24 protein-coding genes and 2 pseudogenes are annotated in these 26,843 nt (G+C 69.2%); 8 read left to right on the forward strand and 18 right to left on the reverse strand.

Features of this window, described 5'->3' with window-relative positions:
• The first annotated feature begins 46 nt into the window (after positions 1–46).
• Positions 47–772, forward strand: a complete 726-nt coding sequence (gene pgl, locus QUE44_RS04505) for a 6-phosphogluconolactonase (RefSeq protein WP_286216105.1) — start codon at positions 47–49, stop codon at positions 770–772.
• Positions 773–890: 118 nt separating this feature from the next.
• On the opposite strand, the gene QUE44_RS04510 is transcribed toward pgl, so the two are convergent.
• From QUE44_RS04510 to uvrA, 10 genes and pseudogenes are all read right to left on the reverse strand, one after another.
• Complete coding sequence (locus tag QUE44_RS04510; RefSeq protein WP_286216106.1) at positions 891–1,253, reverse strand: RNA polymerase-binding protein RbpA; 363 nt, start codon at positions 1,251–1,253, stop codon at positions 891–893.
• Between the two features lie 19 nt (positions 1,254–1,272).
• Complete coding sequence (gene secG / locus QUE44_RS04515; RefSeq protein WP_286216107.1) at positions 1,273–1,518, reverse strand: preprotein translocase subunit SecG; 246 nt, start codon at positions 1,516–1,518, stop codon at positions 1,273–1,275.
• An 87-nt stretch (positions 1,519–1,605) separates the two neighbouring features.
• Positions 1,606–2,379: a triose-phosphate isomerase gene (gene tpiA / locus QUE44_RS04520; protein ID WP_286216672.1), complete on the reverse strand. Its 774-nt coding sequence runs from the start codon at positions 2,377–2,379 to the stop codon at positions 1,606–1,608.
• A 21-nt stretch (positions 2,380–2,400) separates the two neighbouring features.
• Positions 2,401–3,591: a phosphoglycerate kinase gene (locus tag QUE44_RS04525; RefSeq protein WP_286216108.1), complete on the reverse strand. Its 1,191-nt coding sequence runs from the start codon at positions 3,589–3,591 to the stop codon at positions 2,401–2,403.
• Positions 3,592–3,693: 102 nt separating this feature from the next.
• Positions 3,694–4,698: a type I glyceraldehyde-3-phosphate dehydrogenase gene (gap, locus tag QUE44_RS04530; RefSeq protein WP_286216110.1), complete on the reverse strand. Its 1,005-nt coding sequence runs from the start codon at positions 4,696–4,698 to the stop codon at positions 3,694–3,696.
• 168 nt (positions 4,699–4,866) lie between these two features.
• Positions 4,867–5,849 (reverse strand): annotated as a pseudogene (gene whiA, locus QUE44_RS04535) (DNA-binding protein WhiA).
• Positions 5,850–5,869: 20 nt separating this feature from the next.
• Complete coding sequence (locus QUE44_RS04540) at positions 5,870–6,817, reverse strand: gluconeogenesis factor YvcK family protein (RefSeq protein ID WP_286216111.1); 948 nt, start codon at positions 6,815–6,817, stop codon at positions 5,870–5,872.
• Entirely contained in the window at positions 6,814–7,674 is an 861-nt protein-coding gene (gene rapZ, locus QUE44_RS04545) for an RNase adapter RapZ (protein WP_286216113.1), read from the reverse strand. Before rapZ ends, QUE44_RS04540 begins: the two co-directional genes overlap by 4 nt.
• 55 nt (positions 7,675–7,729) lie before the next feature.
• Positions 7,730–9,612 (reverse strand): annotated as a pseudogene (gene uvrC / locus QUE44_RS04550) (excinuclease ABC subunit UvrC).
• Positions 9,613–9,621: 9 nt separating this feature from the next.
• On the reverse strand, positions 9,622–12,462 hold the full coding sequence (uvrA, locus tag QUE44_RS04555; RefSeq protein ID WP_286216115.1) for an excinuclease ABC subunit UvrA: 2,841 nt from the start codon (positions 12,460–12,462) through the stop codon (positions 9,622–9,624).
• A 178-nt stretch (positions 12,463–12,640) separates the two neighbouring features.
• Here uvrA and QUE44_RS04560 point away from each other — a divergent pair, with 178 nt between their 5' ends.
• Positions 12,641–13,066, forward strand: a complete 426-nt coding sequence (locus tag QUE44_RS04560) for a transcriptional regulator (protein ID WP_286216117.1) — start codon at positions 12,641–12,643, stop codon at positions 13,064–13,066.
• 58 nt (positions 13,067–13,124) lie between these two features.
• Positions 13,125–13,409, forward strand: a complete 285-nt coding sequence (locus tag QUE44_RS04565; RefSeq protein ID WP_286216118.1) for a YciI family protein — start codon at positions 13,125–13,127, stop codon at positions 13,407–13,409.
• Between the two features lie 9 nt (positions 13,410–13,418).
• Here QUE44_RS04565 and QUE44_RS13985 read toward each other — a convergent pair whose 3' ends face one another.
• The 8 genes from QUE44_RS13985 to QUE44_RS13990 form a co-directional block, all read right to left on the reverse strand.
• Positions 13,419–13,553 (reverse strand): hypothetical protein, encoded by a 135-nt coding sequence (locus QUE44_RS13985; protein WP_345379619.1) that lies wholly within the window; start codon positions 13,551–13,553, stop codon positions 13,419–13,421.
• A gap of 27 nt (positions 13,554–13,580) precedes the next feature.
• Complete coding sequence (locus QUE44_RS04570) at positions 13,581–14,459, reverse strand: TerC/Alx family metal homeostasis membrane protein (RefSeq protein ID WP_345379621.1); 879 nt, start codon at positions 14,457–14,459, stop codon at positions 13,581–13,583.
• A gap of 90 nt (positions 14,460–14,549) precedes the next feature.
• Positions 14,550–16,619, reverse strand: a complete 2,070-nt coding sequence (gene uvrB / locus QUE44_RS04575; protein ID WP_286216120.1) for an excinuclease ABC subunit UvrB — start codon at positions 16,617–16,619, stop codon at positions 14,550–14,552.
• A gap of 42 nt (positions 16,620–16,661) precedes the next feature.
• Positions 16,662–17,255: a dephospho-CoA kinase gene (gene coaE / locus QUE44_RS04580; protein ID WP_286216121.1), complete on the reverse strand. Its 594-nt coding sequence runs from the start codon at positions 17,253–17,255 to the stop codon at positions 16,662–16,664.
• Between the two features lie 124 nt (positions 17,256–17,379).
• The gene (rpsA, locus tag QUE44_RS04585; RefSeq protein ID WP_286216122.1) at positions 17,380–18,867 is read right to left on the reverse strand and encodes a 30S ribosomal protein S1; all 1,488 of its coding nucleotides are present in this window, start codon (positions 18,865–18,867) and stop codon (positions 17,380–17,382) included.
• 153 nt (positions 18,868–19,020) lie between these two features.
• Positions 19,021–20,043 carry a 6-phosphofructokinase gene (locus QUE44_RS04590; RefSeq protein ID WP_286216123.1) on the reverse strand — a complete coding sequence of 341 codons (1,023 nt, stop codon included), beginning with the start codon at positions 20,041–20,043 and terminating at the stop codon, positions 19,021–19,023.
• A 10-nt stretch (positions 20,044–20,053) separates the two neighbouring features.
• Positions 20,054–21,760, reverse strand: a complete 1,707-nt coding sequence (locus QUE44_RS04595; RefSeq protein ID WP_350226920.1) for a DNA polymerase — start codon at positions 21,758–21,760, stop codon at positions 20,054–20,056.
• On the reverse strand, positions 21,757–22,722 hold the full coding sequence (locus QUE44_RS13990; protein ID WP_350226894.1) for a 5'-3' exonuclease: 966 nt from the start codon (positions 22,720–22,722) through the stop codon (positions 21,757–21,759). Before QUE44_RS13990 ends, QUE44_RS04595 begins: the two co-directional genes overlap by 4 nt.
• An 18-nt stretch (positions 22,723–22,740) precedes the next feature.
• Between QUE44_RS13990 and QUE44_RS04600 the strand changes: the two genes are divergently transcribed.
• The 5 genes from QUE44_RS04600 to QUE44_RS04620 all read left to right on the forward strand — a co-directional run bounded on the left by QUE44_RS04600 (position 22,741) and on the right by QUE44_RS04620 (position 26,818).
• On the forward strand, positions 22,741–23,157 hold the full coding sequence (locus QUE44_RS04600) for a PaaI family thioesterase (protein ID WP_286216124.1): 417 nt from the start codon (positions 22,741–22,743) through the stop codon (positions 23,155–23,157).
• Positions 23,158–23,307: 150 nt separating this feature from the next.
• A complete protein-coding gene (locus QUE44_RS04605; protein WP_286216126.1) occupies positions 23,308–24,282 on the forward strand; it encodes a branched-chain amino acid ABC transporter permease in 975 nt (324 codons plus the stop codon).
• 1 nt (position 24,283) lies between these two features.
• Complete coding sequence (locus tag QUE44_RS04610) at positions 24,284–25,258, forward strand: branched-chain amino acid ABC transporter permease (protein ID WP_286216128.1); 975 nt, start codon at positions 24,284–24,286, stop codon at positions 25,256–25,258.
• Positions 25,251–26,093, forward strand: coding sequence for an ABC transporter ATP-binding protein (locus QUE44_RS04615; RefSeq protein ID WP_286216130.1), 843 nt, complete (start codon positions 25,251–25,253; stop codon positions 26,091–26,093). Before QUE44_RS04610 ends, QUE44_RS04615 begins: the two co-directional genes overlap by 8 nt.
• Positions 26,090–26,818, forward strand: coding sequence for an ABC transporter ATP-binding protein (locus QUE44_RS04620; protein WP_286216131.1), 729 nt, complete (start codon positions 26,090–26,092; stop codon positions 26,816–26,818). The genes QUE44_RS04615 and QUE44_RS04620 overlap by 4 nt, the downstream gene beginning before the upstream one ends.
• Positions 26,819–26,843: the final 25 nt, after the last annotated feature.

The raw sequence follows: 26,843 nt of genomic DNA on the forward strand, positions 1-26,843 counted from the left end.
CGAAAGTCACGGCGCCGCTGTGAGCACCGAAAGTCACGGCGCCGCTGTGAGCACCTCCACCACCCGCGTGGTCGTGCACCCGGACGCGACGGCGGTGGCCGAGGCTACGGCGGCGCGGCTCCTGGTCACGCTCGTCGACACGCTGTCGGTGCGGGACGTGGCGCATGTGGTCGTCACGGGCGGCACGGTGGGCATCGCGACGCTGGCCGCCGTGGCACGCTCCCCTCTGGCCGCGACCATCGACTGGACCAGCGTCCACGTGTGGTGGGGCGACGAGCGGTTCGTGGCGGCCGGCGACCCCGACCGCAACGAGGGCCAGGCGCAGCAGGCCTTGCTGGGCTCGCTCCCGCTTCCCGAGGAGAACATCCACCGCATGGGAGCCGCGGGCTCGTTCGCGACCGCCGAGGAGGCCGCCGCGGACTACGTCGCTCAGATCACCGCGGCGGGCACTCCCGCGTGGGACGTGCTGATGCTCGGGATGGGACCCGACGGTCACGTGGCCTCGCTGTTTCCCGGCCACGCGGGCTATGCGGCGCGCGGAGCGGAGTCGATCGCGGTACACGACTCGCCCAAGCCGCCGCCGACGCGCGTGAGCCTCACCCTCGAGTCGATTCGCCGCGCGCGTCGCGTGTGGGTCGTGGCAGCGGGTGCAGGAAAGGCCGACGTCGTCGCACGATCGCTGCACGGCGACCTCGAGCTGCCCGCCGCGGCGGTGCGTGGCACGCAGGAGACGCTGTGGCTGATCGACGCGGAGGCCGCCGCGCGCGTGTGAGGCCGGCCCCGGCGGCTCGCCCGCCTCCGCCGACCTGCGCTCCCAGCCACACCTCCCCTAGAGACGCCGACAGGGCCGCCTCCCCCAAGGGAAGCGGCCCTGTCGTGGTCGTGTGCGACTACTCCGCGGGAGCGAGGTCGCCGCGGCGCACGCGCAGCGAGGTGAGAGCCTCGTCGAGAAGCGCGGCGCCCTCGGCGTCCGTGCGACGCTCCTTCACGTATGCGAGGTGCGTCTTGTACGGCTCGTTCCGGATGGGCTCGGGAGGATTCTCCGAGTCCAGTCCCGCGGGGAGCCCGCAGCGCGGGCAATCCCACTCGACCGGAACCTCTTGATCGTCGCCCGTCGCAAAGCTGGGCGAGGTCACGTGACCCCGCGCGCAGTAGTACGAGACAACCTGACGCGGGGCGGATTCGCCCCGCTCGTCTTCACCCATAGGGCCCGCGCCGACGCGCGAGCCGCGGATGGCGTTGCCACCTGCCATTGGCTACGACCTCCGTTGGTTAGATCGAGAAACGGGACACGAGCCCGAGCAGCACCACGGCCGCCGCCCACACGATCGCGACGCCCCACGTGATGCGCGTGAGGTTGCGCTCGCCGACGGCGGACGACTGAATGCCGGAGGCGATGCCGCCGCCGAACATGTCGGTGATGCCGCCGCCGCGGCCACGGTGCACGAGCACCAGGCCGATGATGAGCAGCGAGGTCACGACAAGCATGACCCACAGGATGGTCTCGAGGATGTCCACGGTTCTCCCAGAAAGATGGATTGCGCTCTAAGGATACGCGACGCGCGCGACCGGACCGGCCGTGACACGGCCGGTCCGGTCAGCGGTTTACAGGCCGACCTGGTGGGCCTTGAAGCGCGCGATCTTCGAGAACTCCTCGGGGTCGAGCGAGGCGCCGCCCACGAGTCCGCCGTCGACGTCGGGCTCGGCCATGAGCTGAGCGATCGACGAGGACTTCACGGAACCGCCGTAGAGGACGCGCACGCCCGCGGCGAGTTCGGCGTCGTACAGCTCTGCGAGGCGCGCACGAATCGCACCGCAGACCTCCTGCGCGTCCGCGGGGGTCGCAACCTCGCCGGTGCCGATGGCCCACACGGGCTCATAGGCGATGACGACGTCCTTGGCGTGCTCGGCCGCGAGGCCCTCGAGCGCACCGTCGACCTGCGCGAGCGTGTACTCGACGTGGGTGCCGGCCTTGCGGATGTCCAGGCCCTCGCCGACGCACACGATCGGCACGATGCCGTTCGCGAAGGCCGCCTTGGTCTTGGCGGCAACCGTCGCGTCGGACTCGCCGTGGTACTGACGACGCTCCGAGTGGCCCACGGCCACGTACGAGACGCCCAGCTTCGACAGCTGCGTGCCCGACACCTCACCGGTGTACGCGCCCGAGGTGTGCTCGGAGATGTCCTGCGCGCCGTACTTGAGCTCGAGCTGGTCGGCGTCCACGAGCGTCTGCACCGAGCGCAGCGACGTGAAGGACGGGAGCACCGCGACCTCGACCTCGGAGAAGTCGTGCTTCGCGTCGCGCAGCAGCCACGCGAGCTTCTGCACCGTGTGCGTCGCCTCGAGGTGGTCGAGGTTGAGCTTCCAGTTGCCCGCGATCAGGGGTACGTGCCATGGGTATCAGTCCTCCAGTACGGCGAGGCCCGGCAGGACCTTGCCCTCAAGCAGCTCGAGCGACGCGCCGCCGCCCGTCGAGATGTGGCCGAAGCCGGCCTCGTCGAAGCCGAGCAGTCGCACCGCGGCGGCGGAGTCGCCGCCACCCACGACCGAGAAGCCGTCGGAGTCGATCATCGCCTGCGCGACGGCCTTGGTGCCGTTCGCGAAGGCCTCGAACTCGAACACGCCCATGGGGCCGTTCCACACGATGGTCTTCGCGTCGGAGAGCTTCGAGGCGAACAGCGCGGCCGAGTCGGGGCCGATGTCGAGGCCCAGGCGGTCCGCGGGGATCGCGTCGGCGGCCACCACGACGGCGTCGGCGTCGGCGGCGAAGGCCGTCGCGGCGACGATGTCGGTCGGCAGGACGATCTCCACGCCGTTCTCCTCCGCCGTGGCGAGGTAGCCCTTGACGGTCTCGATCTGGTCCTCTTCGAGCAGCGACTTGCCCACGCCGTAGCCCTTCGCGGCCAGGAACGTGAACACCATGCCGCCGCCGATGAGCAGGCGGTCGGCCTTGGTCAGCAGGTTCGCGATGACGCCCAGCTTGTCGGAGACCTTCGAGCCTCCGAGCACCACGGCGTACGGGCGTGCGGGGTCGGTCACGGCCTTGCTGAGCGACACGACCTCCTTCTCGACGAGCGTGCCGGCCGCGGCGGGCAGCACCTTCGCGATGTCGTACACGGAGGCCTGCTTGCGGTGCACGACACCGAAACCGTCGGACACGAAGGCGTCCGCGAACGCGGCGAGCTCGGCGGCGAGCGCCTCGCGGTCCTCGTCGACCTTCGAGGTCTCGCGCGCGTCGAAGCGCACGTTCTCGAGCATCGCGACCTGGCCGGGCTCGAGCGCCGCGACCACGGCCTTGGCGGACTCGCCCACGAGGTCCTCGGCGAGCGTCACGGGACGCTCGAGGAGCTCGGAGAGGCGCGCGGCGGCGGGGGCGAGCGAGTACTTGGCCTCGGGCTCGCCCTTGGGGCGGCCGAGGTGAGCCGTGACGATGACGGCGGCGCCGGCGTCGAGCAGCTTCTGGATCGTGGGAACCGAGGCGCGCACGCGGCCGTCGTCCGTGATGGTGGTGCCGTCGAGCGGGACGTTGAGGTCCGAGCGGACGAGCACCTTCTTGCCGGCGAGGTCGCCGAGCGAGTCGATGGTCTTCATGGGTTGTCCTGTCCTAAGGGGTGAAGGTGGGGCGGGGTGACGCGACGACGGCCGCACACGCGTGAGCGTGCACGGCCGTCGCAGCGATCACGGCGCGAATGCTTAGAGGCGCTCGCCGACGTAGGTGGTGAGCTTGACCAGCGAGGTCGAGTAGCCCCACTCATTGTCGTACCAGGCCACGATCTTGACCATGTTGCCCGACACCTTGGTGAGCTTGGCGTCGAAGATCGACTGGTGCGGGTTCGAGATGATGTCCGCGGACACGATGGGGTCCTCGGTGTACTCGAGCGTGCCGGCCATGGCGCCCTCGGCCGCAGCCTTGACGGCGGCGTTGACCTCGTCCACGGTCACCTCACGCGAGGCCTCGAAGGTGAGGTCGGTCGCCGAGCCGGTGATGGTGGGGACGCGCATCGCGAAGCCGTCGAGCTTGCCCTTGAGCTCGGGGAGCACGAGGGCGACAGCCTTCGCGGCACCGGTCGAGGTGGGGACGATGTTCTGCGCGGCGGCGCGGGCGCGGCGGAGGTCCTTGTGGGGACCGTCCTGGAGGTTCTGGTCGCCGGTGTAGGCGTGGATCGTGGTCATGAGACCACGCTCGATGCCGATCGCGTCGTTGAGGGCCTTGGCGACGGGCGCGAGGCAGTTGGTGGTGCAGGACGCGTTCGAGATGATCGTGTGCGCCGCCGGGTCGTAGTCGGTGTGGTTCACACCCACGACGAAGGTGGCGTCCTCGTTGCTCGCGGGAGCCGAGATGATGACCTTCTTGGCGCCGGCCTCGATGTGGGCCTTGGCCTTGGTCGCGTCCGTGAAGAAGCCGGTCGACTCGATCACGATGTCGGCACCGAGCTCGCCCCAGGGGAGGTTCGCGGGGTCACGCTCGGCGAGCGCGCGGATCGCCTTGCCGTCGACGTAGATGTTCTCCTCGTCGAAGGTGACCTCCTTGGGGAAGCGACCGAGCACCGTGTCGTACTTGAGCAGGTGCGCCAGGGTCGCGTTGTCCGTGAGGTCGTTGACGCCGACGATCTCGATGTCCGCGCCCTGCGCCTCGATGGCGCGGAAGAAGTTACGTCCGATGCGGCCGAAGCCGTTGATGCCGACCTTGATGGTCACAGTGTTTCTCCTCCTGTGCGTCGCCGAAGCGACACCTTTATGGATGATGGGCTGCGCACTCCGACGTGCGCCGGACGCCGCTGCAGAGCGGGCCACTGCTTCAGAGCCTACTACTTCGAGGCCTCCGTGCGAGCCGGACAGAGGTCCCGGATCACGGCCGCGAGAGGGTCAGTCGTCGTCGAGGAGTTCCTGGTTGATACCAGCCTCGGTATCGGGAATCCCGAGTTCCTCGGCGCGCTTGTCTGCGGTCGCGAGCAGGCGACGAATCCGCCCGGCCACGGCGTCCTTGGTGAGCACGGGCTCGGCCATCTTGCCCAGCTCCTCGAGCGAGGCGTCGCGGTGCGCAAGCCTCAGTTCGCCCGCCTCCCGCAGGTGGTCGGGGACGTCGTCGCCCAGGATCTCGAAGGCGCGCGCCACGCGGGCACCCGCGGCCACCGCGGCTCGCGCGCTGCGGCGCAGGTTGGCGTCGTCGAAGTTCGCGAGCCGGTTGGCCGTGCCGCGCACCTCGCGGCGCGTGCGCTTCTCCTCCCACGCGAGCACGGAGTCGTGGGCTCCCAGGCGCGTGAGCAGATTGGCGATCGAGTCGCCGTCGCGGATGACCACGCGATCGACGCCGCGCACCTCACGGGACTTCGCGGACACGCCCAGGCGCCTCGCGGCGCCCACAAGCGCGAGGGCCGCCTCGGGTCCCGGCGAGGTGACCTCGAGGGCCGACGACCGGCCGGGCTCGGTGAGCGAACCGTGCGCGAGGAAGGCGCCACGCCAGGCGGCGACGGTGTCCTCGATCGCGCCGCCCACCACGTGGGGAGGGAGCCCGCGCACGGGACGGCCGCGGTGATCGAGCAGCCCCGTCTGACGAGCGAGAGACTCGCCCTCCTTGACGACGCGCACCACGTAGCGGTTGCCCTTCTTCAGGGCCCCACCCGACACGACGATGATCTCCGAGGCGAGGCCGTAGGTCTCCTGGATGAACAGGCGCAGGCGGCGCGCCGCCGCGGCGGTGTCGAGCTCGGCCTCGATCACGATCCTGCCGGACACGATGTGCAGTCCCCCGCGAAGCGGAGGGTTGCCGCGATCTCCGCCTTGCGTGCGGAGACCTTCTCGAGCGGGACGCGAGCGAGCTCGTCCTTTACCTGTGCCGTCAGAGCCATGGCGACAATCCTGCCACCAGTCAGCGCGCGAGGGCGCCGCCGCCCGCGACCCATGTCACCAGGTCGCGATACTGCTCGCGCAGCACGAGCGGATCGTGACGGTCCACGGTTCCCTCCGCGCGCATCGGCGCCGCGACAAAGCGCGCGCCCCACTGCTCCACCCGGCTCCTCAGCGCGGGCTCGTCGTGGCTCGAGTCGGCCAACACCACGGCGGGTGCGAAGCCGGGAGCGGCCGCGCGCAGCGCCTCGATGTCGTCGACGCGATCCGTGCCGGCCGTCTCCTCGTCCTCGTGCGCGATGTTGAGCGTGAGGATCGTCCGCGGCCCCGCGGCGGTCAGCGCCGCCGCAACCCTCGGCACCAGGAAGTGAGTGAGCACCGAGGTATACCAGCTGCCGGGGCCGAGGATGATGGCGTCGGCATCGGCGATCGCCTCGAGGGTCGCCGCAGGCACGGCCGGATCCGCCGGCTCGATCGCGAGCGACCGCATTCGACCCTCGGCGGTCGCGACGGCAACCTGACCCACGACCTTCTCCACACGGCCATCGCGGGCGACCTGGGCACTCACCGTGATGGGCTCGGTCGAGACGGGCAGCACGCGCCCTTCACAGCGCAACAGACGGGCGACCCAATCGAGGCCCTCGACGATTCCCCCGCTGCGGTCCCACAGGCCGGCGATGAGCAGGTTGCCGACCGCGTGCCCGTCGAGGGGTCCGTCCGTCGCGAAGCGCCACTGCAGCACATCGCGCCACGTGCGACCCCAGTCGGTGTCCTCGCACAGCGCGGACAGCGCCATGCGCAGGTCGCCGGGCGGCGGGACGTTCATCTCGGCCCGGATCCGTCCGGAGGATCCGCCGTCGTCGGCGACCGTCACCACGGCGGTGAGACCCTCGCACGTGCCGCGCAGCGCGGACAGCGTCGCGTAGAGGCCGTGGCCGCCGCCCAAGGCGACCACCTGCGGCCCTGTCATCGGGGCGACCTGTCCCGATGCGAGACGCGCACCTGGAAGCCGCGCTCGGCGAGGACTCGCCCCAGTTCCTCCGCGATCGCGACCGACCGGTGCTTGCCGCCGGTACATCCGACGCCAATCGTCACCGAGTGCTTGTCGTGCGCGCGATAGCGATCGAGGGCGCCCGCGATGACCGCGGCGTAGCCTTCGACAAACTCCGCGGCGCCGTCCGAGCCCAGCACGTAGTCGCGCACCGGCTCGTCGAGACCGGTGAGCGGGCGCAGCTCAGGCACCCAGTGAGGGTTCTGCAGGAAGCGGACGTCCGCGACGAAGTCGGCATCGTGGGGCGGACCGTTCTTGAATCCGAAGGACTGCACGTTGACCTGCAGCGGCAGCTCCGGCCCGCCGGCCAGGTTCGTCATCGCATCGCGGAGCTGGTGGACGTTGAGGTGGCTCGTGTCAAGGACCTCCGCCGCTCGCTCGCGCACCGCGGCCAGCGCCGCCCGCTCGCGTGCGATGCCCTCGAGCAGCGTGCCCTCTCCCTGAAGGGGATGCGGTCGCCTGGCCTCCTCGAAGCGGTGGACGAGAGCCGGATCGGAGGCGTCGAGGAACATCAGCCGCACGGGCACCCCGCGCGACTCGAGATCGTCGAGAACCGCCTCGACGTCCTGGAAGAAGCCGCCGCCACGCACGTCGACCACCGCGGCAAGCCTGCGGTATCCCCCGCTGCCCACCATCGCGACGAATCCACCCAGCAGCTGCGGCGGCAGGTTGTCGACCACGTACCAGCCCAGATCAGCCAGCACGGCGGCCGCGCGCGTCCGCCCCGCCCCCGACATGCCGGTGAGGACCATGACCTCGGCGTCGATTCCCGACATGTCGACGGTCGGCAGCGGAATCCCGGAGGGGAACGTGACAGGGGGACCTCGTCCATCATGCGTCCAGCATGCCACCGTCGCCGTGCAGCGCCTGGTAGACGGCGCGGGCGGTGCCCGATCCCACGCCGGGAACCAAGGCGATCTGCTCGATCGACGCCTCCTTGAGGCGAGCGAGGGAGCCGAAGTGCGTCACGAGCGCCTTGGCGCGGCCGGGACCCACCCCGGGACCTCGTCAAGACTCGACACCTTCATCGCCTTGGTGCGCTTGGCGCGGTGGTGCTTGATCGCGAAGCGGTGGGCCTCGTCACGCACGCGCTGCAGCAGGTACAACGCCTCCGACCCGCGCGGCAGGATCACGGGGAACGGGTCCCCGGGCACCCACACCTCCTCGAGGCGCTTCGCGAGGCCCACGACCGCGATGTCCGGCACGCCCACCTCGTCGAGCACCGCGCGCGCGGCGTTCACCTGCGGCAGGCCGCCGTCCACCACCACGAGTTGCGGCGGGTACGCGAAGCGCGCCGTCTCGCGTTCCTCGGGAGGCAACTTCGACTCCTCGAGGTAGCGCCGGAACCGCCGCGTCAGAACCTCGCGCATCGCCTGAGTGTCGTCCACCGCGTCCGCGATCGAGAACTGGCGGTACTCCGGCTTGCGTGGGATCGCGTCCTCGAACACCACCATCGACCCCACCTGGTGGGTGCCCTGGGTGTGCGAGATGTCGTAGCACTCGATCCGCAGCGGCGCCTCGGTCAGCCCCAGCGACTCCTGCAGTTCCTGCAGCGCGGCGGAGCGGGTCGTGAGGTCGGAGGCGCGCTTGAGACGATGCTGCGCGAGCACCTGACGCGCGTTGCCCAGGCCCGTGGCAGCGAGCTCGGCCTTCTTCCCCCTGGCCGGCACGCGCATCGTCACCCGCGACCCGCGCACGCCGCTGAGCCACGCGACCAGGCTGGGCGCGTCCTCGGGGAGGTGAGGCACCAGCACCTCCGCCGGGATCTCCTCGGGCTCCGCGGCGCCGTATGCCTCCTCGAGGAGGCGCATCACCAGTCCGGGTCCGTCGAGCGGCTCGGGCTTGTCGACCACCCAGCCGCGCTCCCCCGAGATGCGTCCGTCGCGCACGTGGAAGACGTGGGCCGCGGCCTCGAGCTCGTCGTCCTCGAGCGAGAAGATGTCGGCATCCACGCCCGCCGCGAGCACGATCGCGTTGCGCGCCATCACGGAGTCCAGCGCGCGCAGCCTGTCCCGCGCACGCGCCGCGGACTCGAAGTCCTCGCGCTCGGCCGCCGCGTGCATCGTCCCCGTGAGATCCCTCACGAGCGACTTCGCGTCGCCCGCGAGCACCTGACACACGCGCTCCGCGAGCTCGCGGTGGTCCTCGGGCGAGATGCGCCCCACGCACGGGGCCGAACACTTGTCGATGTACCCCAGCAGGCACGGCCTGCCCTGGCGCTCGGCCTTGCGGAACACGCCAGGCGCGCACGTGCGCACCGGCAGAGCGGTGAGCAGCGTGTCCACGGTCTCGCGGATCGCCCACGCCCTCGCGTATGGCCCGAAGTAGCGCACGCCCTTCTTGCGCTCTCCGCGCATGACCTGGATGCGAGGGAACTCCTCGTTCATGGTGACCGCGAGGTAGGGGTACGACTTGTCGTCGCGGAACACCACGTTGAAGCGCGGGTCGTACTGCTTGATCCACGTGTGCTCGAGGATGAGCGCCTCGACCTCGTTGCGCACGACGGTCCATTCGACGGACGATGCCGTGGTCACCATCGCGCGCGTGCGCGGGTGGAGCTGGGTGAGGTCCTGGAAGTAGTTGGCGAGCCGCGCACGGAGGTTCTTGGCCTTGCCGACGTAGACGACGCGCCCGTGGGGGTCCCTGAACCGATAGACGCCGGGCTTGACCGGGATGGTTCCCGGTGCGGGGCGGTACTCGGCGGGGTCGGTCACGGCGCCAGCCTAGGCCCGGGCAGGCACGCCCAGGATCTCGGCGAGGAACGCACCCGTGTGGGAGCCCTCCGCGCGCGCGACCTCCTCGGGCGAGCCCTCCGCGATGACGATTCCGCCGCCGGAGCCGCCCTCGGGTCCCATGTCGATCACCCAGTCGGACGACTTGATGACGTCGAGGTTGTGCTCGATCACGATCACGGTGTTGCCCTTGTCGACCAGCCCCTGCAGCACGCCCAGCAGCTTGCGGACATCCTCGAAGTGAAGGCCCGTCGTGGGCTCGTCGAGGACGTACACGGTGCGGCCGGTGGACCGGCGCTGGAGCTCCGAGGCGAGCTTCACGCGCTGCGCCTCGCCGCCGGACAGCGTGGGCGCGGGCTGGCCGAGCCGCACGTAGCCCAGGCCCACCTCGACCAGGGTCGTGAGGTGGCGCGAGATCGACGGGATCGCCTCGAAGAAGTGCGCGGCCTCCTCGATCGGCATGTTGAGGACGTCCGCCACGTTCTTGCCCTTGAAGTGCACCTCGAGGGTCTCGCGGTTGTACCGCGCCCCCTTGCACACCTCGCACGGCACGTACACGTCGGGAAGGAAGTTCATCTCGATCTTGAGCGTGCCGTCACCCGCGCACGCCTCGCATCGTCCGCCCTTGACGTTGAAGGAGAAGCGGCCCGGGCCGTAGCCGCGCACCTTCGCCTCTTGCGTGTCGGCGAAGAGCTTGCGCATCTTGTCCCACACGCCCGTGTAGGTGGCCGGGTTGGAGCGCGGCGTGCGCCCGATGGGTCCCTGGTCGACGTGGACGATCTTGTCGAGCTGGTCCACGCCCGTGATGCGCGTGTGCCGTCCCGCGACCTGACGTGCTCCGTTGAGCGTGTTCGCGAGGCTCGTGTAGAGGATCGAGTTCACCAGCGTCGACTTGCCGGAGCCCGACACCCCGGTGACGGCCGTGAGGACGCCGAGCGGGAAGGACACGTCGATGTCGCGCAGGTTGTGCTCGCGCGCGCCCACCACCGTGACCGATCGACCCGGGTCGATCGGTCGGCGCTCGGACGGCAGCTCGATGGTGCGGCGCCCCGACACGTACGCGCCGGTCATCGACCGCTCGTTGGTCAGCAGGTCCTCGTAGGTGCCCGAGTGGACGACCTCGCCCCCGTGCTCTCCCGCGCCGGGGCCGATGTCCACCACCCAGTCCGCGGTGCGGATCGTGTCCTCGTCGTGCTCGACCACGATCAGGGTATTGCCCAGGTCGCGCAGGCGCGTGAGGGTGTCGATGAGACGGCGGTTGTCGCGCTGGTGGAGGCCGATGCTCGGCTCATCGAGCACGTACAGCACTCCCACCAGGCCCGAGCCGATCTGGGTGGCGAGCCTGATGCGCTGCGCCTCGCCTCCCGACAGCGTGCCCGCCGCGCGCGCGAGCGTCAGGTAGTCGAGGCCCACGTCGAGCAGGAAGCCCAGTCGCGCATCGATCTCCTTGAGCACCTGGACGGCGATCTGGCGGCCGCGTTCGTCGAGGTCGGCCGCGGTGAGGAATCCGCGTGCCTCCGCGATCGACAGTTCGCACACCTCCGCGATGGATTTGCCGCCGATCGTCACGGCGAGCACCTCGGGCTTGAGGCGCGCACCGCGGCACACCGGACACGGCACCTCGCGCATGTAGGACTCGTAGCGCTCGCGCGACCACTCGGACTCGGTCTGGCCGTGGAGGCGCTCGATCCACGTGATGACGCCTTCGAAGCCGGTCGTGTACTGCCGCTCGCGTCCGTATCGGTTCTTGAACTTCACGTGGACCTGGTAGTCCTTGCCCGTGAGGATCGCCGCCTGCACCTCCGCGGGCAGCTCCTTCCACGGCGTGTCCATCGAGAAGCCCAGGTCGGCGGCGAGCGCGGTGAGCGTGCGCGTGAAGTAGTCGGAGCTGGTCGCGGCCCACGGCGCCACGGCACCCTCGTTGAGCGACATCTCGCGGTCCGGGATCACCAGGTCGGGATCCACCTCGAGGCGGATGCCGATGCCCGTGCACTCGGGGCACGCGCCGTACGGGGCGTTGAAGGAGAAGGTACGCGGCTCCATCTCCTCGAGCGTGAGGACGTGGTCGTTGGGGCACGCGCGCTTCTCGCTGTACCGGCGTGGCTCCATGTCGCCGTCGACCGGGTCGATGATCACCAGACCGTCCGCGATCCGCAGGGCCGTCTCGACCGAGTCGGTGAGCCGCTGACGCACGCCGTCGCGCGCTACCAGGCGGTCCACGACGACCTCGATGTCGTGCTTGAGCTTCTTCTCGAGCGTGGGCGGCTCGGTGAGCTGGATGGTCTCGCCGTCGACCCGCGCACGCGCGAAGCCCTGCTGCTGAAGGTCCTGGAAGAGATCCTGATACTCACCCTTGCGACCGCGCACCACGGGGGCGAGCACCTGATAGCGCGTGCCCTCGGGTAGCGCGAGCACCGAGTCCACAATCTGCTGCGGCGTCTGCGCCTGGATCTGCTCGCCACACACCGGGCAGTGCGGGGTCCCGACGCGCGCGTAGAGCAGGCGCAGGTAGTCGTAGACCTCGGTGATCGTGCCCACGGTCGAACGCGGGTTGCGGTTGGTGGACTTCTGATCGATGCTCACCGCCGGGCTGAGCCCCTCGATGAAGTCGACGTCGGGCTTGTCCATCTGCCCCAAGAACTGGCGCGCGTAGGCGCTTAGCGACTCGACGTAGCGGCGCTGGCCCTCCGCGAAGATGGTGTCGAACGCCAGGGAGGACTTGCCCGAGCCGGACAGGCCGCTGAACACGATGAGTGCATCGCGCGGGAGGTCGAGGTCGACCCCCTTGAGGTTGTGCTCACGGGCACCACGGACGAGGAGACGGTCGTTCACCCGGCCATGCTACGCGGAAACCCGTTCGAACACACGTTCGATGCGCGCGTGTCGTGGGGACGATGCTTGGGTTGCGCGCCCGCGTGCCGCTGGGTTGCGAGTGTGGAGACTCACGAACCACCCGTCGCCGCGCTTCACGCCATCGAGGCCGTGCGGGCAAGGATGGCGGCGCGGGTGCGTGTCCCTCGCACTGGTCGGGCGAGATGCCTGGGCGTGGGCGAACGCCGCGATCGGCGTCATCGTCGCCGTCGCGACGTTCGCGATCTTCACCGTGTGGAACGCTCGGCTCGCGCGACCGGTCCAGTCTCGAGCCACCGACATCCCTCAGCTCGACGCCACCCTCGCCGATCCGCTCGGACTCCGGATCATGGCCACTCTCGCGTCGTACGAGGGCCACATCGACACGGCCGTGCTTGAGGAGGCTCTCGAGACGCCCGCGAGCGAGGTCGGACCCGCGCTCGCTCCCCTTATCGCCGCCGGCTACGCCGAGTACACCCGGTCAGACGTTCCCTGGGGGCGTGAGCGCATCTGGCTCCGCGCGACGCCCGACGGCCGCGCCGCCTTCGACGGCCACGTCGCCGCGCTGCGCGCTTCCGCCTCGTGACGCGCGCGAGGGGCGACGGGCATCGTCCCGCAGTCCCTGGATGCGGCAGGATGGCGGCATGAGCCTCTTTGCGATCCACTACACGTATGACGACCGCGCCGCCGAGCGGGACGCCGCTCGCCCCGAGCACCGCGCGTACCTCCTCGACCTCGCCGCACAGGGCAAGGCACCGGTCTTCGGCCGCTACGAGGACGAGGGCACGCCGGGCGCGCTGATCGTGTTCGAGGCCGCCCCGCTCGAGGAGGCGCAGGCGATGGTCGCTGCGGATCCCTACGTGCGTGCCGGCCTGGTGCCCGAGCACTCGGTCAGGGCGTGGCCGGCCTCGGGTCCCTGGACGGCCTGAGCACCCCTCTCAACCGCGGTCGTGGTCGGCCCGTACCTGCTCGGCGTGGTCGTGCTCGGCGAGGCGTGCCGTGCGGTGGTCCCTGCCGCCCCGCGTCGCGATCATGCTCGCGGCGGCGGCCACGCCGATCACACCCAGAATCACGGCGAGCGACACTCCTGAGGAGGGCAGTCACACCTCGACCGGTTCCCCACCGTTGAGGAACGGCAGCGAGTTCTGGTGGAGCGCCTCGAGCACGAGCTTCACGCCGATGAATCCCAGCACCACGGCGAGGCCGTAGGAGAGGTACACGAGGCGCGCGAGCAACCCATCCACGAGGAAGAAGAGTTGACGCAGGCCCAGGAGCGCGAAGGCGTTCGCGGTGAACACGATGTAGGGATCCTGGGTGAGCCCGAAGATCGCGGGGATCGAGTCGAGTGCGAAGAGCACGTCCGTGCCGCCGATCGCGAGGATCACCAGCACCATGGGCGTGATCATGCGGCGTCCCGCCTCGCGCACCACGAACCGGCCGTCGCGGTAGCCGTCCGTGACGGGCATGAGCCTCTTCACGCCCCGCACGAGGGCGTTCTCCTTGTACTCGACGTCACCCTCCTCGGCGCCACCCTCGCGCGCCACCGCAACCGCGGTGTACAGGAGGAACGCGCCGAACAGGTAGAACGTCCAGCTGAACGTCGACAGGGCTGCCGCACCCGCCGCGATGAACACGCCACGCAGCACCAGCGCGATCGCGATGCCGATCAGCAGCACTCGCTGCCGCTGCGCGGGCGGCACCGCGAAGCGGGACAGGATCACGAGGAAGACGAAGAGGTTGTCGACGGACAGCGATTTCTCGGTGATGAAGCCCGCGAGGAACTCCGTCCCCTGGCCGGGCGAGTTCCACAGCCACATCGATGCGCCGAACGCTAGCGCCAACACGATGTAGAACACGGACCACAACGCCGACTCACGAAAGGTGGGCACGTGAGGCTTCGCCACCACGACCACGAAGTCGAAGATGAAGAGGCCGAGGATGCCGATGAGCGTGAGGGTCCAGACGAGCGGTGATTCCACCGAGCCATCCTAGGTCGCACGCGAGCGTCGGAGGTGCGCCGCACGTCCCGGCGCCACCGGCGGGGCAGCCGCCCGCGCGCCCGCGTGCCGTCAGCCCGCGTCGATCATCTGCCGCAGCTCCTTCTTGAGCTCGCCGATCTCGTCGCGCAGGCGCGCCGCGATCTCGAACTGCAGGTCGCCGGCCGCGACACGCATCTGGTCCGAGAGGTCCTCGATGAGCTGTGCGAGCTCGTCGGCGGGACGCTGCGCCATGAGCGAGCGCCCTCCGGGCCCCGCGCCTCCCGACGTGGCCCCCGCCTTTGCCCGCTCGAGGGTCTCGACGGTGTCCGCCTCCTCGCGCGCGAGCATCTCGGTGATGTCGCCGATGCGCTTGCGCAGCGGCTGGGGGTCGATCCCGTGCTCCTCGTTGTACGCGACCTGCATCTCGCGGCGCCTGTTGGTCTCGTCGATCGCCGACGCCATCGAGTCGGTGATCGAATCCGCGTACATGTGCACCTCGCCGGACACGTTGCGCGCCGCGCGGCCAATGGTCTGGATGAGCGAGGTCCCGGACCGCAGGAAGCCCTCCTTGTCCGCGTCGAGGATCGCGACGAGCGACACCTCGGGCAGGTCGAGACCCTCGCGCAGCAGGTTGATGCCCACGAGCACGTCGAAGCGCCCCATGCGCAGCTCGCGCAGCAGCTCGACGCGCCGCAGCGTGTCGACGTCCGAGTGCAGGTACTCGACCCTCACGCCGCGATCGCCCAGGTACTCGGTGAGATCCTCGGCCATCTTCTTGGTGAGCGTGGTGACAAGCACGCGCTCGTCACGCTCGACGCGCGAGCGAATCGCCTCGAGGAGATCGTCGATCTGGCCCTCGGTGGGCTTCACGACGATCTTGGGGTCCACGAGCCCCGTGGGACGGATGATCTGTTCCACCACGCCGTCCGCTCGCTCGAGCTCATACTTGCCCGGGGTCGCCGAGAGATAGACCGTCTGCCCCACGCGCTCCTGGAACTCCGTCCACTTGAGCGGCCTGTTGTCCATCGCGGACGGGAGCCGGAAGCCGTGTTCCACCAGGGTGCGTTTGCGCGAGGTGTCGCCCTCGAACATGGCCCCGATCTGTGGGACGGTCACGTGCGACTCGTCGAGGACCAGCAGGAAGTCGTCGGGGAAGTAGTCCAGCAGCGTGTGCGGCGGCGTGCCCGGCGCGCGCTGCTCGATGTGGCGCGAGTAGTTCTCGATGCCCGAGCACGTCCCCACCGAGCGCATCATCTCGAGGTCGAACGTGGTGCGCATCTTGAGGCGCTGGGCCTCAAGCAGCTTGTTCTGCTTCTCGAGTTCCTGCAGCCGCTCCCCGAGCTCGATCTCGATGGTCGTGATCGCGCGGTTCATGCGCTCCTCGCTCGCGACGTAGTGCGAGGCGGGGAAGATGTGGACCCGCTCGCGTCGCTCGACTACCTCTCCCGTGAGGGGGTGCAGCGTGTAGAGCGCCTCGACCTCATCGCCGAACATCTCGATGCGGATCGCGAGCTCCTCATACACGGGGATGATCTCCACCGTGTCGCCGCGCACGCGGAACGTTCCCCGCGTGAACGCGAGGTCGTTGCGCGAGTACTGCATCTGGACAAACTCGCGCAGCAGCGAGTCGCGGTCGACCACGTCACCCACCCCGAGCGTCACCATGCCCTCGATGTACTCCTCGGGGGTGCCCAGGCCGTAGATGCATGAGACGGACGAGACGACGATCACGTCGCGCCGCGTGAGCAGCGAGTTGGTCGCCGAGTACCGCAGCCGCTCGACCTCCTCATTGATCGAGGAGTCCTTCTCGATGAAGGTATCCGTCTGTGGCACATACGCCTCGGGCTGGTAGTAGTCGTAGTACGACACGAAGTACTCGACCGCGTTGTTCGGCATGAGGTCGCGGAACTCGTTCGCGAGCTGCGCCGCGAGCGTCTTGTTATGCGCCATGACCAGCGTGGGCCGCTGCAGGCGCTCGACGAGCCACGCGGTGGTCGCCGACTTTCCGGTTCCGGTCGCACCCAGCAGCACCACGTCTCGCTCCCCCGCCTCGATCCTGCGGGCGAGCTCGTCGATCGCCTTGGGCTGGTCGCCGGAGGGCTTGTAGTCGGAGATCACCTGGAAGGGCGCCTCGCTGCGGCGGAGATCGGGTCGGCTCATGCGACTACGGTACGCCGGGCCTCCGACAGGACGATGCCGCGGTCACCGAGGAACGTGCAGCGACCAGAAGGAGTCGATCTGGGCCTCGAGGTCGGCCACGCTGCCGGAGCCATCGAGCACCACGTCCGCCGCGGCCGCCCTCTCGCCATCCGACGCCTGCGCGCGAATCCGCGCCACGGCATCGTCCCTGCGCAAGCCGCGCGTGGTGACGAGCCTGTCGACGCGCACCTCCTCGGGGGCCGCAATGGTGACCACCAGGTCGAAGTCCGCACCCTGGCCCGTCTCGACGAGCAGCGGAATGTCATGGACGATCACGGCGACGCCGTCGCGGCGCGCCTGCTTGTCCGCGGCCGTGCCCATCGCGATCACGTAGGGGTGCACGATCCCGTTGAGGCGCTGGCGCGCGCCCTCGTCGCGGAAGACGATGTCGGCGAGTGCCGGGCGGTCCAGCGCCCCGTCGACGATCACCCTGTCGCCGAACGCGCCGGCGATGTCGGCCAGCGCCGCCGAGCCGGGCTCGACCGCGCGTCGCGCGAGGGCGTCGTGGTCCACGACGCGGGCACCCAACGCTCCAAGGCGCGCGGCAGCGGTCGACTTGCCCGAGGCGATTCCGCCCGTGAGACCGATGCGCAGCACGGGAAGCAGTGTCACACGCCGCGCGAGTGGGGACCAAACGCGGCGAAGGCCGCCGCGCTGCAGCCGTATGCGACGAAGGCCGCCGCCCCAGATCGGGGCGACGGCCTTCGGGTGAGTCGTGAGACTAGTTGCCGGTGAGCTTCTCGCGCAGCGCGGCCAGACGCTCGTCCGAGGCGAGCGTGCCGCCGTCGGTCGTCGACTCCTCCTGCGAGGAGTACGAGGTCGGGCCGTCGGCCTTGCGGCCACCCTTGGCGGCACGCGGCGCCGCGGGGGCGGCAACCTCGGCCTCGGCGGCGGCGGCGTCCTGCTTGAGGACGAACGCCTTGTGCGCCTCCCAGCGCTCGTGCGCCTTGGCGTACTCGGCCTCCCAGGCCTCGCGCTGCTCCTCGAAGCCCTCGCGCCACTCCTGGGTCTCCGGGTCGAAGCCCTCGGGGTACTTGTAGTTCCCCTGAGCGTCGTACTCGGCCGTCATGCCGTAGAGCGCGGGGTCGAAGTCCTCGCCCTGCGGGTCGACACCCTCGTTGGCCTGCTTGATGGACAGCGAGATGCGGCGACGCTCAAGGTCGATGTCGATGATCTTGACGAAGACGTCCTCATCGGCCGACACGACCTGCTCGGGCAGCTCGACGTGGCGAAGCGCCAGCTCGGAGATGTGCACCAGGCCCTCGATGCCCTCGAACACGCGCACGAACGCGCCGAACGGGACGAGCTTGGTGACCTTGCCCGGGACGATCTGGCCGATCGCGTGGGTGCGGGCGTAGACCGCCCACGGGTCCTCCTGCGTCGCCTTGAGCGACAGCGAAACGCGCTCGCGGTCCATCTCGACGGTGAGGACCTCGACCTCGACCTCCTGGCCGACCGAGACGACCTCGGAGGGGTGGTCGATGTGCTTCCAGGACAGCTCGGAGACGTGCACGAGGCCGTCCACGCCGCCCAGGTCCACGAACGCACCGAAGTTGACGATCGAGGAGACGACACCCTTGCGGACCTGTCCCGGCGCGAGCGCGGTGAGGAACGACGAGCGCACCTCGGACTGGGTCTGCTCGAGGAACGCACGACGCGACAGCACCACGTTGTTGCGGTTCTTGTCGAGCTCGATGATCTTCGCCTCGATGGCCTGGCCGATGTACGGGGCCAGGTCACGCACGCGACGCATCTCCACCAGCGAGGCGGGCAGGAAGCCGCGCAGGCCGATGTCGACGATCAGGCCGCCCTTGACGACCTCGATGACGGTGCCGGAGACGACTCCGTCCTCCTCCTTGACCTTCTCGATCGAGCCCCAGGCACGCTCGTACTGCGCGCGCTTCTTGGACAGGATCAGGCGCCCCTCCTTGTCCTCCTTGGTGAGGACCAGAGCCTCGATGGTGTCGCCGACGTTGACGACCTCATCCGGGTTGGCGTCGTGACGGATCGACAGCTCGCGCGAAGGAATCACGCCTTCGGTCTTGTAACCGATGTCGAGCAGGACCTCGTCGCGGTCGACCTTGACGATGGTGCCTTCAACAAGGTCGCCGTCGTCGAAGTTCTTGATGGTCGCGTCAACGGCCGCGAGGAAATCCTCAGCAGTTCCGATGTCGTTGACGGCGATGATGGAGGGGGTGGATACGGACATTAAGGAGGTGCTCCGATGGACAGGGAATCGTATGGATAGGAATGACCGGGCGCGCGGGCGCGCCAGACCACCCGAAATCCTACCTCTTCACACCGTCCAGGCACAATGCGACGCGCCCGGCCACGCGACTCGCGCGGGACCGGGCGCGAGACATCACAGCCCGCGGGCAGCCGCCAACAGCTCCTCGGGAACCCACTTGGTCTTGCCCATCATCGTCTCGAAGGGCTCGAGCACGACCTTCTCGCCCTGCTGCGCGGTGAACTTGTGCGTCTCACCGGCGACGATGCCGTCGATCGCGGCCACGCCCATCCGGGTGCCCAGCAGGCGGTCCGCAGCCGTCGGCACGCCGCCACGCTGGACGTAGCCGAGCACCGTGAGGCGCGTCGAGAAGCCGGTGGCCGCCTCGATCGCCTTCGTGACCTCGTGACCGATCGAGCCGGCGATCGGGTTGCCCTTGGCGTCGAGGGTGGCCTTGCCCTCCCAGCGCGAGCCCTCGGCGGGAACCGCGCCCTCGGCGACGGCCACGATCGAGAAGTTCTTGTAGCGGTGACGGTGCTTGATGCGCTTGGCGATCACATCGATGTCGAAGGGCTCCTCGGGCGCGAGGATGATGTCCGCTCCGCCAGCGATACCGGCGGTGACGGCGATCCAGCCGGAGTGGCGGCCCATGAGCTCGACCACCATGACGCGGTTGTGCGACTCCGCCGTCGAGTGGAGGCGGTCGATCGCCTCCGTGGCCACCGACACCGCGGTGTCGAAGCCGATCGCGGCGTCCGTGCCGACCACGTCGTTGTCGATGGTCTTGGGAATGCCGATCACGGGCACGCCCAGCGCCTGCGAGACCTTGCCCGCGGCCTTGAGAGTTCCGTCTCCGCCGATGCAGATGAAGCCGTCCAGCTTCTCGTTCTCGAACGTGTCCTTAACGGCCTCCATGCCGCCCTCGACCTTGTGCGGGTGGCACCGGGCCGTGCCGAGCATCGTCCCCCCGTGCACGAGGATGCCCGATACGTCGTCACGGGTCAGCGGCTTGGCGTCGCCGTCGATGACGCCCTGCCAGCCGTTGTTAAACCCGACGATCGAGCACCCGAGTTCCGAGGTACCCCGCTTGACGACGGCACGAATCGCCGCGTTCAGTCCGGGGCAGTCCCCGCCTCCAGTGAGAAGTCCGATGCGCATGCCACCAACCCTAGTGTCCAGCGGTGCGCCAGTCAGCGCCCGTTCCGACGTTGACCTCGAGAGGAACGCTGAGATCGCCTGCGGCGTGCATCTCCTCCCTGAGAATGTTCTCGACGGCGTCCTGCTCCCCCGCTGCCGTCTCGATCACGAGTTCATCATGCACCTGAAGTACCTGCCGGGATGCCAGACCTTCGTCCCTCAAACGGCGCTCAACTCCGAGCATCGCGCGCTTGATGAGGTCCGCCGCGGAGCCCTGAATGGGCGCGTTGAGCGCCATCCGCTCCGCGATGTCCCTGCGCTGACGGTTGGTCGAGGTGAGGTCGGGGATGTAGCGCCTGCGGCCAAAGATGGTCTCGGTGTAGCCGTCCGCCCGCGCCTGCTCGACGACCGACCTGAGGTAGTCGCGCACGGCGCCGAATCGCGAGAAGTAGTCGTCCATGAGCGCCTGGGCCGCGCCCACCGGAAGCCCCAGCTGCCGCGCGAGGCCAAAGGACGACAGCCCGTACGCGAGCCCGTAGGACATCGCCTTGACCTGGGAGCGCATCTCGGGGCTCACGTCCTCCGGAGCCACGCCGAACACGCGTGAACCCACGAAGCGGTGGAGGTCCTCCCCCGCGGCAAACGCCTCGACCAGCGCGGCGTCGCCCGACAGGTGGGCCATGATCCGCATCTCGATCTGCGAGTAGTCCGCCGTCACGAGCGTGTCGAAGCCCTCGCCGACGACGAAGGCCTCGCGGATGCGGTGCCCCTCCGCCGTGCGGACGGGGATGTTCTGCAGATTGGGATCCTTCGAGCTGAGGCGGCCCGTCGCGGCCACCACCTGGGAGAACGTGGTGTGGATGCGGCCGTCCGGCTGCACGGCCTGAGCCAGCGTCTCGATGATCTGCGACAGCTTCGAGGCGTCGCGGTGAGCCAGCAGCGCGGTGAGGAACGGGTGGGGCGCCTTCTCGCTGAGATCGTGAAGGGACGATGCGTCGGTCGAGTAGCCCGTCTTGATCTTCTTGGTCTTGGGCATGCCGAGGCGCTCGAACAGCACCTCCTGAAGCTGCTTGGGCGACCCCAGATTGACGCGCTCGCCGCCCAGGGCGTCGTACGCATCCTCGGCCGCGCGGTCGGCTCGAGCGCGCGCCTCGTCGGCGAGCGTCGACAGGTGCGCCCTGTCGACGGCCATGCCCGCATGCTCCATGCGCGCGAGGACCGTGATGAGGGGAATCTCGAGCTCGCGATAGAGCGCGCCCATGCCGCGTTCGTCGACCATGGGCTCGAGGACGCCCGCGAGGGTTCTCACGTGTGCGGCGCGCTCACCTGCCCGCTGGCCGGCGTGGTGCGCGCCACCGCCGTCGAGGCCGAGGTCGAGTTCTCCTGCGGTCGGCCCCGACTCGAGGGCGAGACCCAGGTGACGCTGGAGGATCTGTTCGAGCTCGAATCCACGCTGGTCGGGGTTGACCAGGAAGGCGGCGATCTGGGTGTCGCCCGCGATTCCCGCCAGCTCCCACCCGCGCGCCGTGAGCGCGTGCCACCCGTCCTTGGCACCGTGAAGGACCTTCGCGATGTTCGGGTCGGCGAGCCACGCACCGAGGGTCGACTCGTCCTCGGGTGAGAGGTCGGCAAGATCGACGCCCCAGGCGGCGTCCGCGGCATCGGCGGCGCCCAGCGCCCAGGCATCGGCGTCGACGCCGCCGCGACCGTCCACGTGTAGCGCGACGGTGCCCGTCATCGCGGCGATCGCCGCGACGGCGCCCGCGGTCTGCACCACGACCGGGGGTGCGGTCTCGGGACTGGCCTCCCCGGCATCGGTCGCCAGCGGCAGGAGCTTGTCGCGCAGCGTGCGGAACTGCAGCGCGTCGCAGACCTCGTGAATCGCGGCCGCGTCCGCGCCGGGATACTCGAGATCCGCGAGCGGGACGGCGACCTCGAGATCCGTGAGCAGGTGGTTGAGCTCCCTGTTGAGGCGCACCTGCTCGAGGTGCGCGCGCAGGCTCTCCCCGCCTTCCCGGGGACGTCGTCGGCGCTGTTGAGGATCCCCTCGAGCCCGCCGTAGACCCCGATCCACTTCGCGGCGGTCTTGGGGCCCACCCCCGGAACACCGGGAAGGTTGTCGCTCGTCTCACCGACCAATGCGGCGAGGTCGGGATACTGGCCGGGGTCGACGCCGTACTTCTCGCGCACCGCGTCGGGCGTGAAGCGCACCAGGTCGGAGACGCCCTTGCGCGGATACAGCAGCGTGACGTCGCCGTTGACGAGCTGAATCGTGTCCCGGTCTCCCGACACGACGAGCACGCGCATGCCGGCCTCGTGGCCCAGCCGCGCATACGTCGCGAGCAGGTCATCCGCCTCGTAGTTGGGCTTGTCGACCGCCGGCACCCTGAGGGCCCCCAGCACCTCGCGAATGAGCGGGACCTGCGGCTCGAACTCGGGCGGCGTGGCGTCGCGGGTGCCCTTGTACGAGGGAAGACGTTCGGTGCGGAAGGTGCCGCCCGGGAGGTCGAAGGCGACCGCGACGTGCGTGGGCTCGTGCTCCCGCAGGAGCGTCGCGAGCATCGTCGTGAAGCCGTAGACCGCGTTGGTCGGCACCCCTGTCGAGGTTGCGAAGTTCTCCACCGGAAGGCCAAAGAAGGCGCGGAACGCCATCGATAGACCGTCGACCAGCAGGAGTGTTCCCTTGGTGGATTCGCTCACAGATGCCAACCTATCCCTATGTCTGACGCCGATGTCGCCGCCGCCGCGCCCTCCGATGGGCTCATCGCCCGGATGGGCATCACCATTGTGGAGGTCACCGCAGACACCGCCGTCGGGACCATGCCGGTCGCCGGCAACACCCAGCCCTACGGCCTTCTCCACGGCGGGGCATCGGCTGTCCTCGCGGAGTCGCTCGGGTCGCTTGCGGCGATGGCGCACGTCGCGACCGTCGACCCCGAGGGCATCGCGGTGGGGGTCGACCTGTCCATCACTCACGTGCGCAGCGCGCGTTCCGGGGTCGTGACCGGCACCGCGACGGCGATTCACCGGGGCCGCACCGTGGCGGTTTACGGCGTTCGAATCGTGAATGAACGAGGCGAAATCGTCTCCGAAGCGCGACTGACGTGCGCGATTCGTGCTCGGCGTGCCACATGAACGAAACATGTCTGCGATAGGTTGACCCGCAACCTTGACCTTGAGAGGGGCATCCGTGCTGGCGACTCTTGACCGACGAGCCCTGCTGAGAGCAGCGCTCGTCCTCACGATCGCGGTGGCAGGCGCCATCGCGGTCCTTGCAATGGGGGCGTGGCCGAGGCCACCACCCCCGACCCCGAGGTGGCAACCACCGCCACTGGAGGCGGGACCAACCTGCTGCTCCAGAACCTCTTCAACGGCGTCGTCTTTGGCCTGCTGCTGGCACTAGCCTCAGTGGGCCTTTCGCTTATCTACGGCACCACCGCGCTGAGCAACTTCGCTCACGGCGAGATGGTGACGTTCGGCGCGGTGCTGACGTGGTTCCTCGCGACGCCCCAACCCGTGACCGTGCCCCTGGTGCCGGTTGAGTTCCACATCGGGTTGCCTCTCATCCCTGCCGCCCTGCTCGCGATCGCGATCTCGGCCGCACTCGGCTGGGTGCAGGACAAGGTCGTGTGGAGCCAGCTCCGGCGCCGCAGGGTGGGCCTGGTCCAGCAGATGATCGTGAGCATCGGCCTCTCGCTCGCGCTCGTGAACTTCATCCAGTGGTGGATCGGCGGCCGGCCCGTGCGACTCACGACCTCGATCGACCCCCGCGTTCAGTACGGGCCCATTTCGGTCGGCAACGTCACGCTCATCTCGATGGCGATCGCGATCACCGCGCTCTTGGGCGTCGCGTTCTTCCTGCAGCGCACCCGCCTGGGGCGCGCGACCCGCGCGGTCTCGGACAACCCGGCCCTGGCATCGGCCTCGGGCATCAAGGTCGACTCGATCATCCGCATCGTGTGGGTGATGGCCGCGGGGCTCGCGGCCCTGGGCGGCATCCTGCTCGCGCTGTACCAGCAGGGATTCTCGTTCGACGACGGCACACGGCTGCTGCTCATGATGTTCGCCGCCGTCACGCTGGGCGGGCTCGGCCATCCCTACGGTGCGCTCGTCGGCTCTCTCGTCATCGGCATCGTCGCGGAGGTCTCGACGGTCTGGCTCCCGCCGGACCTCAAGTTCGCGACAGCGCTCGGCATCCTCATCATCGTGCTGCTGGTACGCCCGCAGGGCATCCTCGGCAAGGCGGAAAGGGTCGGCTGACATGGACATTCTTCTCGACGTACTTCGCACGGCCATCGCGCCGTCCACCGCGGCCTTTGCGCTCGCGGCGATCGGCCTCAACTTCCACTTTGGCCTCACGGGTCTGCTCAACATGGGTCACGCGGGCTTCATGCTGCTCGGCATGTACGGCTTCGCGATCTCGATCCAGCAGGGGTGGCCCATCTGGCTCGCCGTGCTGGTGGGCCTCGCGGCCGCCGCGATCTTCGGCCTGCTGCTCGGCTGGCCCACGCTCAAGCTCCGCGGTGACTATCTGGCGATCGTGACCATCGCGGCAGCAGAGATGATCAGGTTCCTCGGGCGCTCGCAGAGCCTCTCGGGGCTCACCGGGGCTTCGAGCGGCATCCGCGGCTCGGACTTCAAGCCGCCCTTCGAGGAACTCTCGCCCTTCCCCGACAGCATCGTCCAGATCGGGCCGCTCGAGATGCACGGCTCCCGGTCGTCCTCGTGGTGGCTGACGCTCGTGACCTGGAGCCTCGTCATCATCTTCGCGATCATCTACTGGCGCCTCGCCGGCTCGCCCTGGGGCCGCGTGCTCAAGGGCATCCGCGAGGACGAGGACGCCGTGCGTTCGCTCGGCAAGAACGTGTACTCGTACAAGATGCAGGCGCTCGTGATCGGCGGCGCGATCGGCGCTCTCGGCGGCATCACGTGGGCCCTGGGCAACTCGGTGCAGCCGGACTCGATGGGACGCCCCACGACGTTCTGGATCTGGACGCTGCTGCTCCTGGGTGGCGCAGCCACGGTCTTCGGGCCCGTACTCGGTTCGATCCTGTTCTGGTCCGCGCTGACCCTGGTCAAGAGCGTGGCGTCCGCGGTTCTGCCGCCCGAGGTGCTGGCACCCACCGACCTCGAGCCGTTCTCGCTCGTCCTCGTGGGCGTGACCCTCATGCTGCTCGTGGTGTTCAGGCCCCAGGGTGTGCTCGGCAACAAGAAGGAGCTGGCGTTCAATGGCTGACAACGCATTCGCCGCCGTGCCGCACGAGGCAGGCGCGCCCAAGCCCGACGCGATCCTGGTCGCGGACGGCGTCGTGAGGCGCTTTGGAGGCCTCACCGCCGTGAGCGTCGACCACTTCGAGGTGCAGCGCAATTCGATCACCGCGCTCATCGGCCCCAACGGCGCAGGCAAGTCGACGTTCTTCAACCTGCTCACCGGATTCGACTTCGCCCAGGAGGGCGAGGGCGTCTTCAACGGTCGCGCGCTCAAGGGCATGTCCTCGGCCAAGGTCGCACGGGCGGGCATGGTGCGCACCTTCCAGCTCACCAAGGCCCTCAACCGCATGACGGTGATCGAGAACATGCGGCTGGGCGCTCAGGCTCAGCCCGGTGAGAACTTCGCACGAGCCTTCGTGCCGCCCCTGTGGCGCGCGCGCGAGCGAGAGATCACGGAGCAGGCGCATGCGCTGCTCCACCGCTTCAAGCTCTATGAGAAGCGCGACGACTACGCCGGCTCGCTCTCGGGCGGACAGCGCAAGCTCCTCGAGATGGCACGCGCGCTCATGACCAAGCCTACGATGGTGATGCTCGACGAGCCGATGGCGGGCGTCAACCCCGCGCTGACGGAGTCCCTCCTCGACCACATCGTCGAGCTCAAGGACGACGGCATGACGGTGCTCTTTGTCGAGCACGACATGCACATGGTGCGGCGCATCTCCGACTGGGTGGTGGTGATGGCCGAGGGCCGCATCATCGCCGAGGGCCCGGCGGGCACCGTGATGTCCAACCAGGCGGTGCAGGACGCCTATCTGGGCGCGCACCACGACACCGATCTCTTCGAGGAGCGTGAGGCATGACCTCGAATCCCGTGATCCTCCACGCCGACAACCTGATCGCCGGCTACCTTCCCGGCATCAACATCCTCAACGGCTGCTCGATGGAGGTGCGCCAGGGCGAGCTCATCGGAATCATCGGTCCCAACGGCGCCGGCAAGTCGACCTTCCTCAAGGCGCTCTTTGGCCTCGTCCCGGTGCGCGACGGGTCCGTCACCCTCGCGGGTGAGGACATCACCAACCTGCGTGCCGACCAGCTGGTGAGCCGCGGCGTGGGCTTCGTGCCTCAGACCAACAACGTGTTCCCCTCGCTCACCATCGAAGAGAACCTCGAAATGGGCGCATACAGGGCGCACAAGAGCTTCAAGAAGCAGCTCGAGAGGATCGGCGACCTCTTCCCCGTGCTCATCGAGCGGCGCCACCAGCGCGCCGGCTCGCTGTCCGGCGGCGAGCGCCAGATGGTCGCGATGGCACGCGCGCTCATGATGGACCCGCAGGTGCTGCTCCTCGACGAGCCCAGCGCCGGCCTGTCCCCCGTCCGCCAGGACGAGACGTTCGTGCGCACGCGCGACATCAACCGCACGGGTGTCACGGTCATCATGGTCGAGCAGAATGCCCGTCGCTGCCTGCAGATCTGCGACCGCGGCTACGTTCTCGATCAGGGCACGTCCGCGTACACCGCCACCGGCCAGGAACTGCTCAAGGACCCCAAGGTGATCGAGCTGTATCTGGGCACGCTCGGCGCGTAGCGCGCACGCTGCCTCGGGAACCCAC

Source organism: Demequina sediminis (assembly GCF_030296675.1).
Classification (GTDB): domain Bacteria; phylum Actinomycetota; class Actinomycetes; order Actinomycetales; family Demequinaceae; genus Demequina; species Demequina sediminis.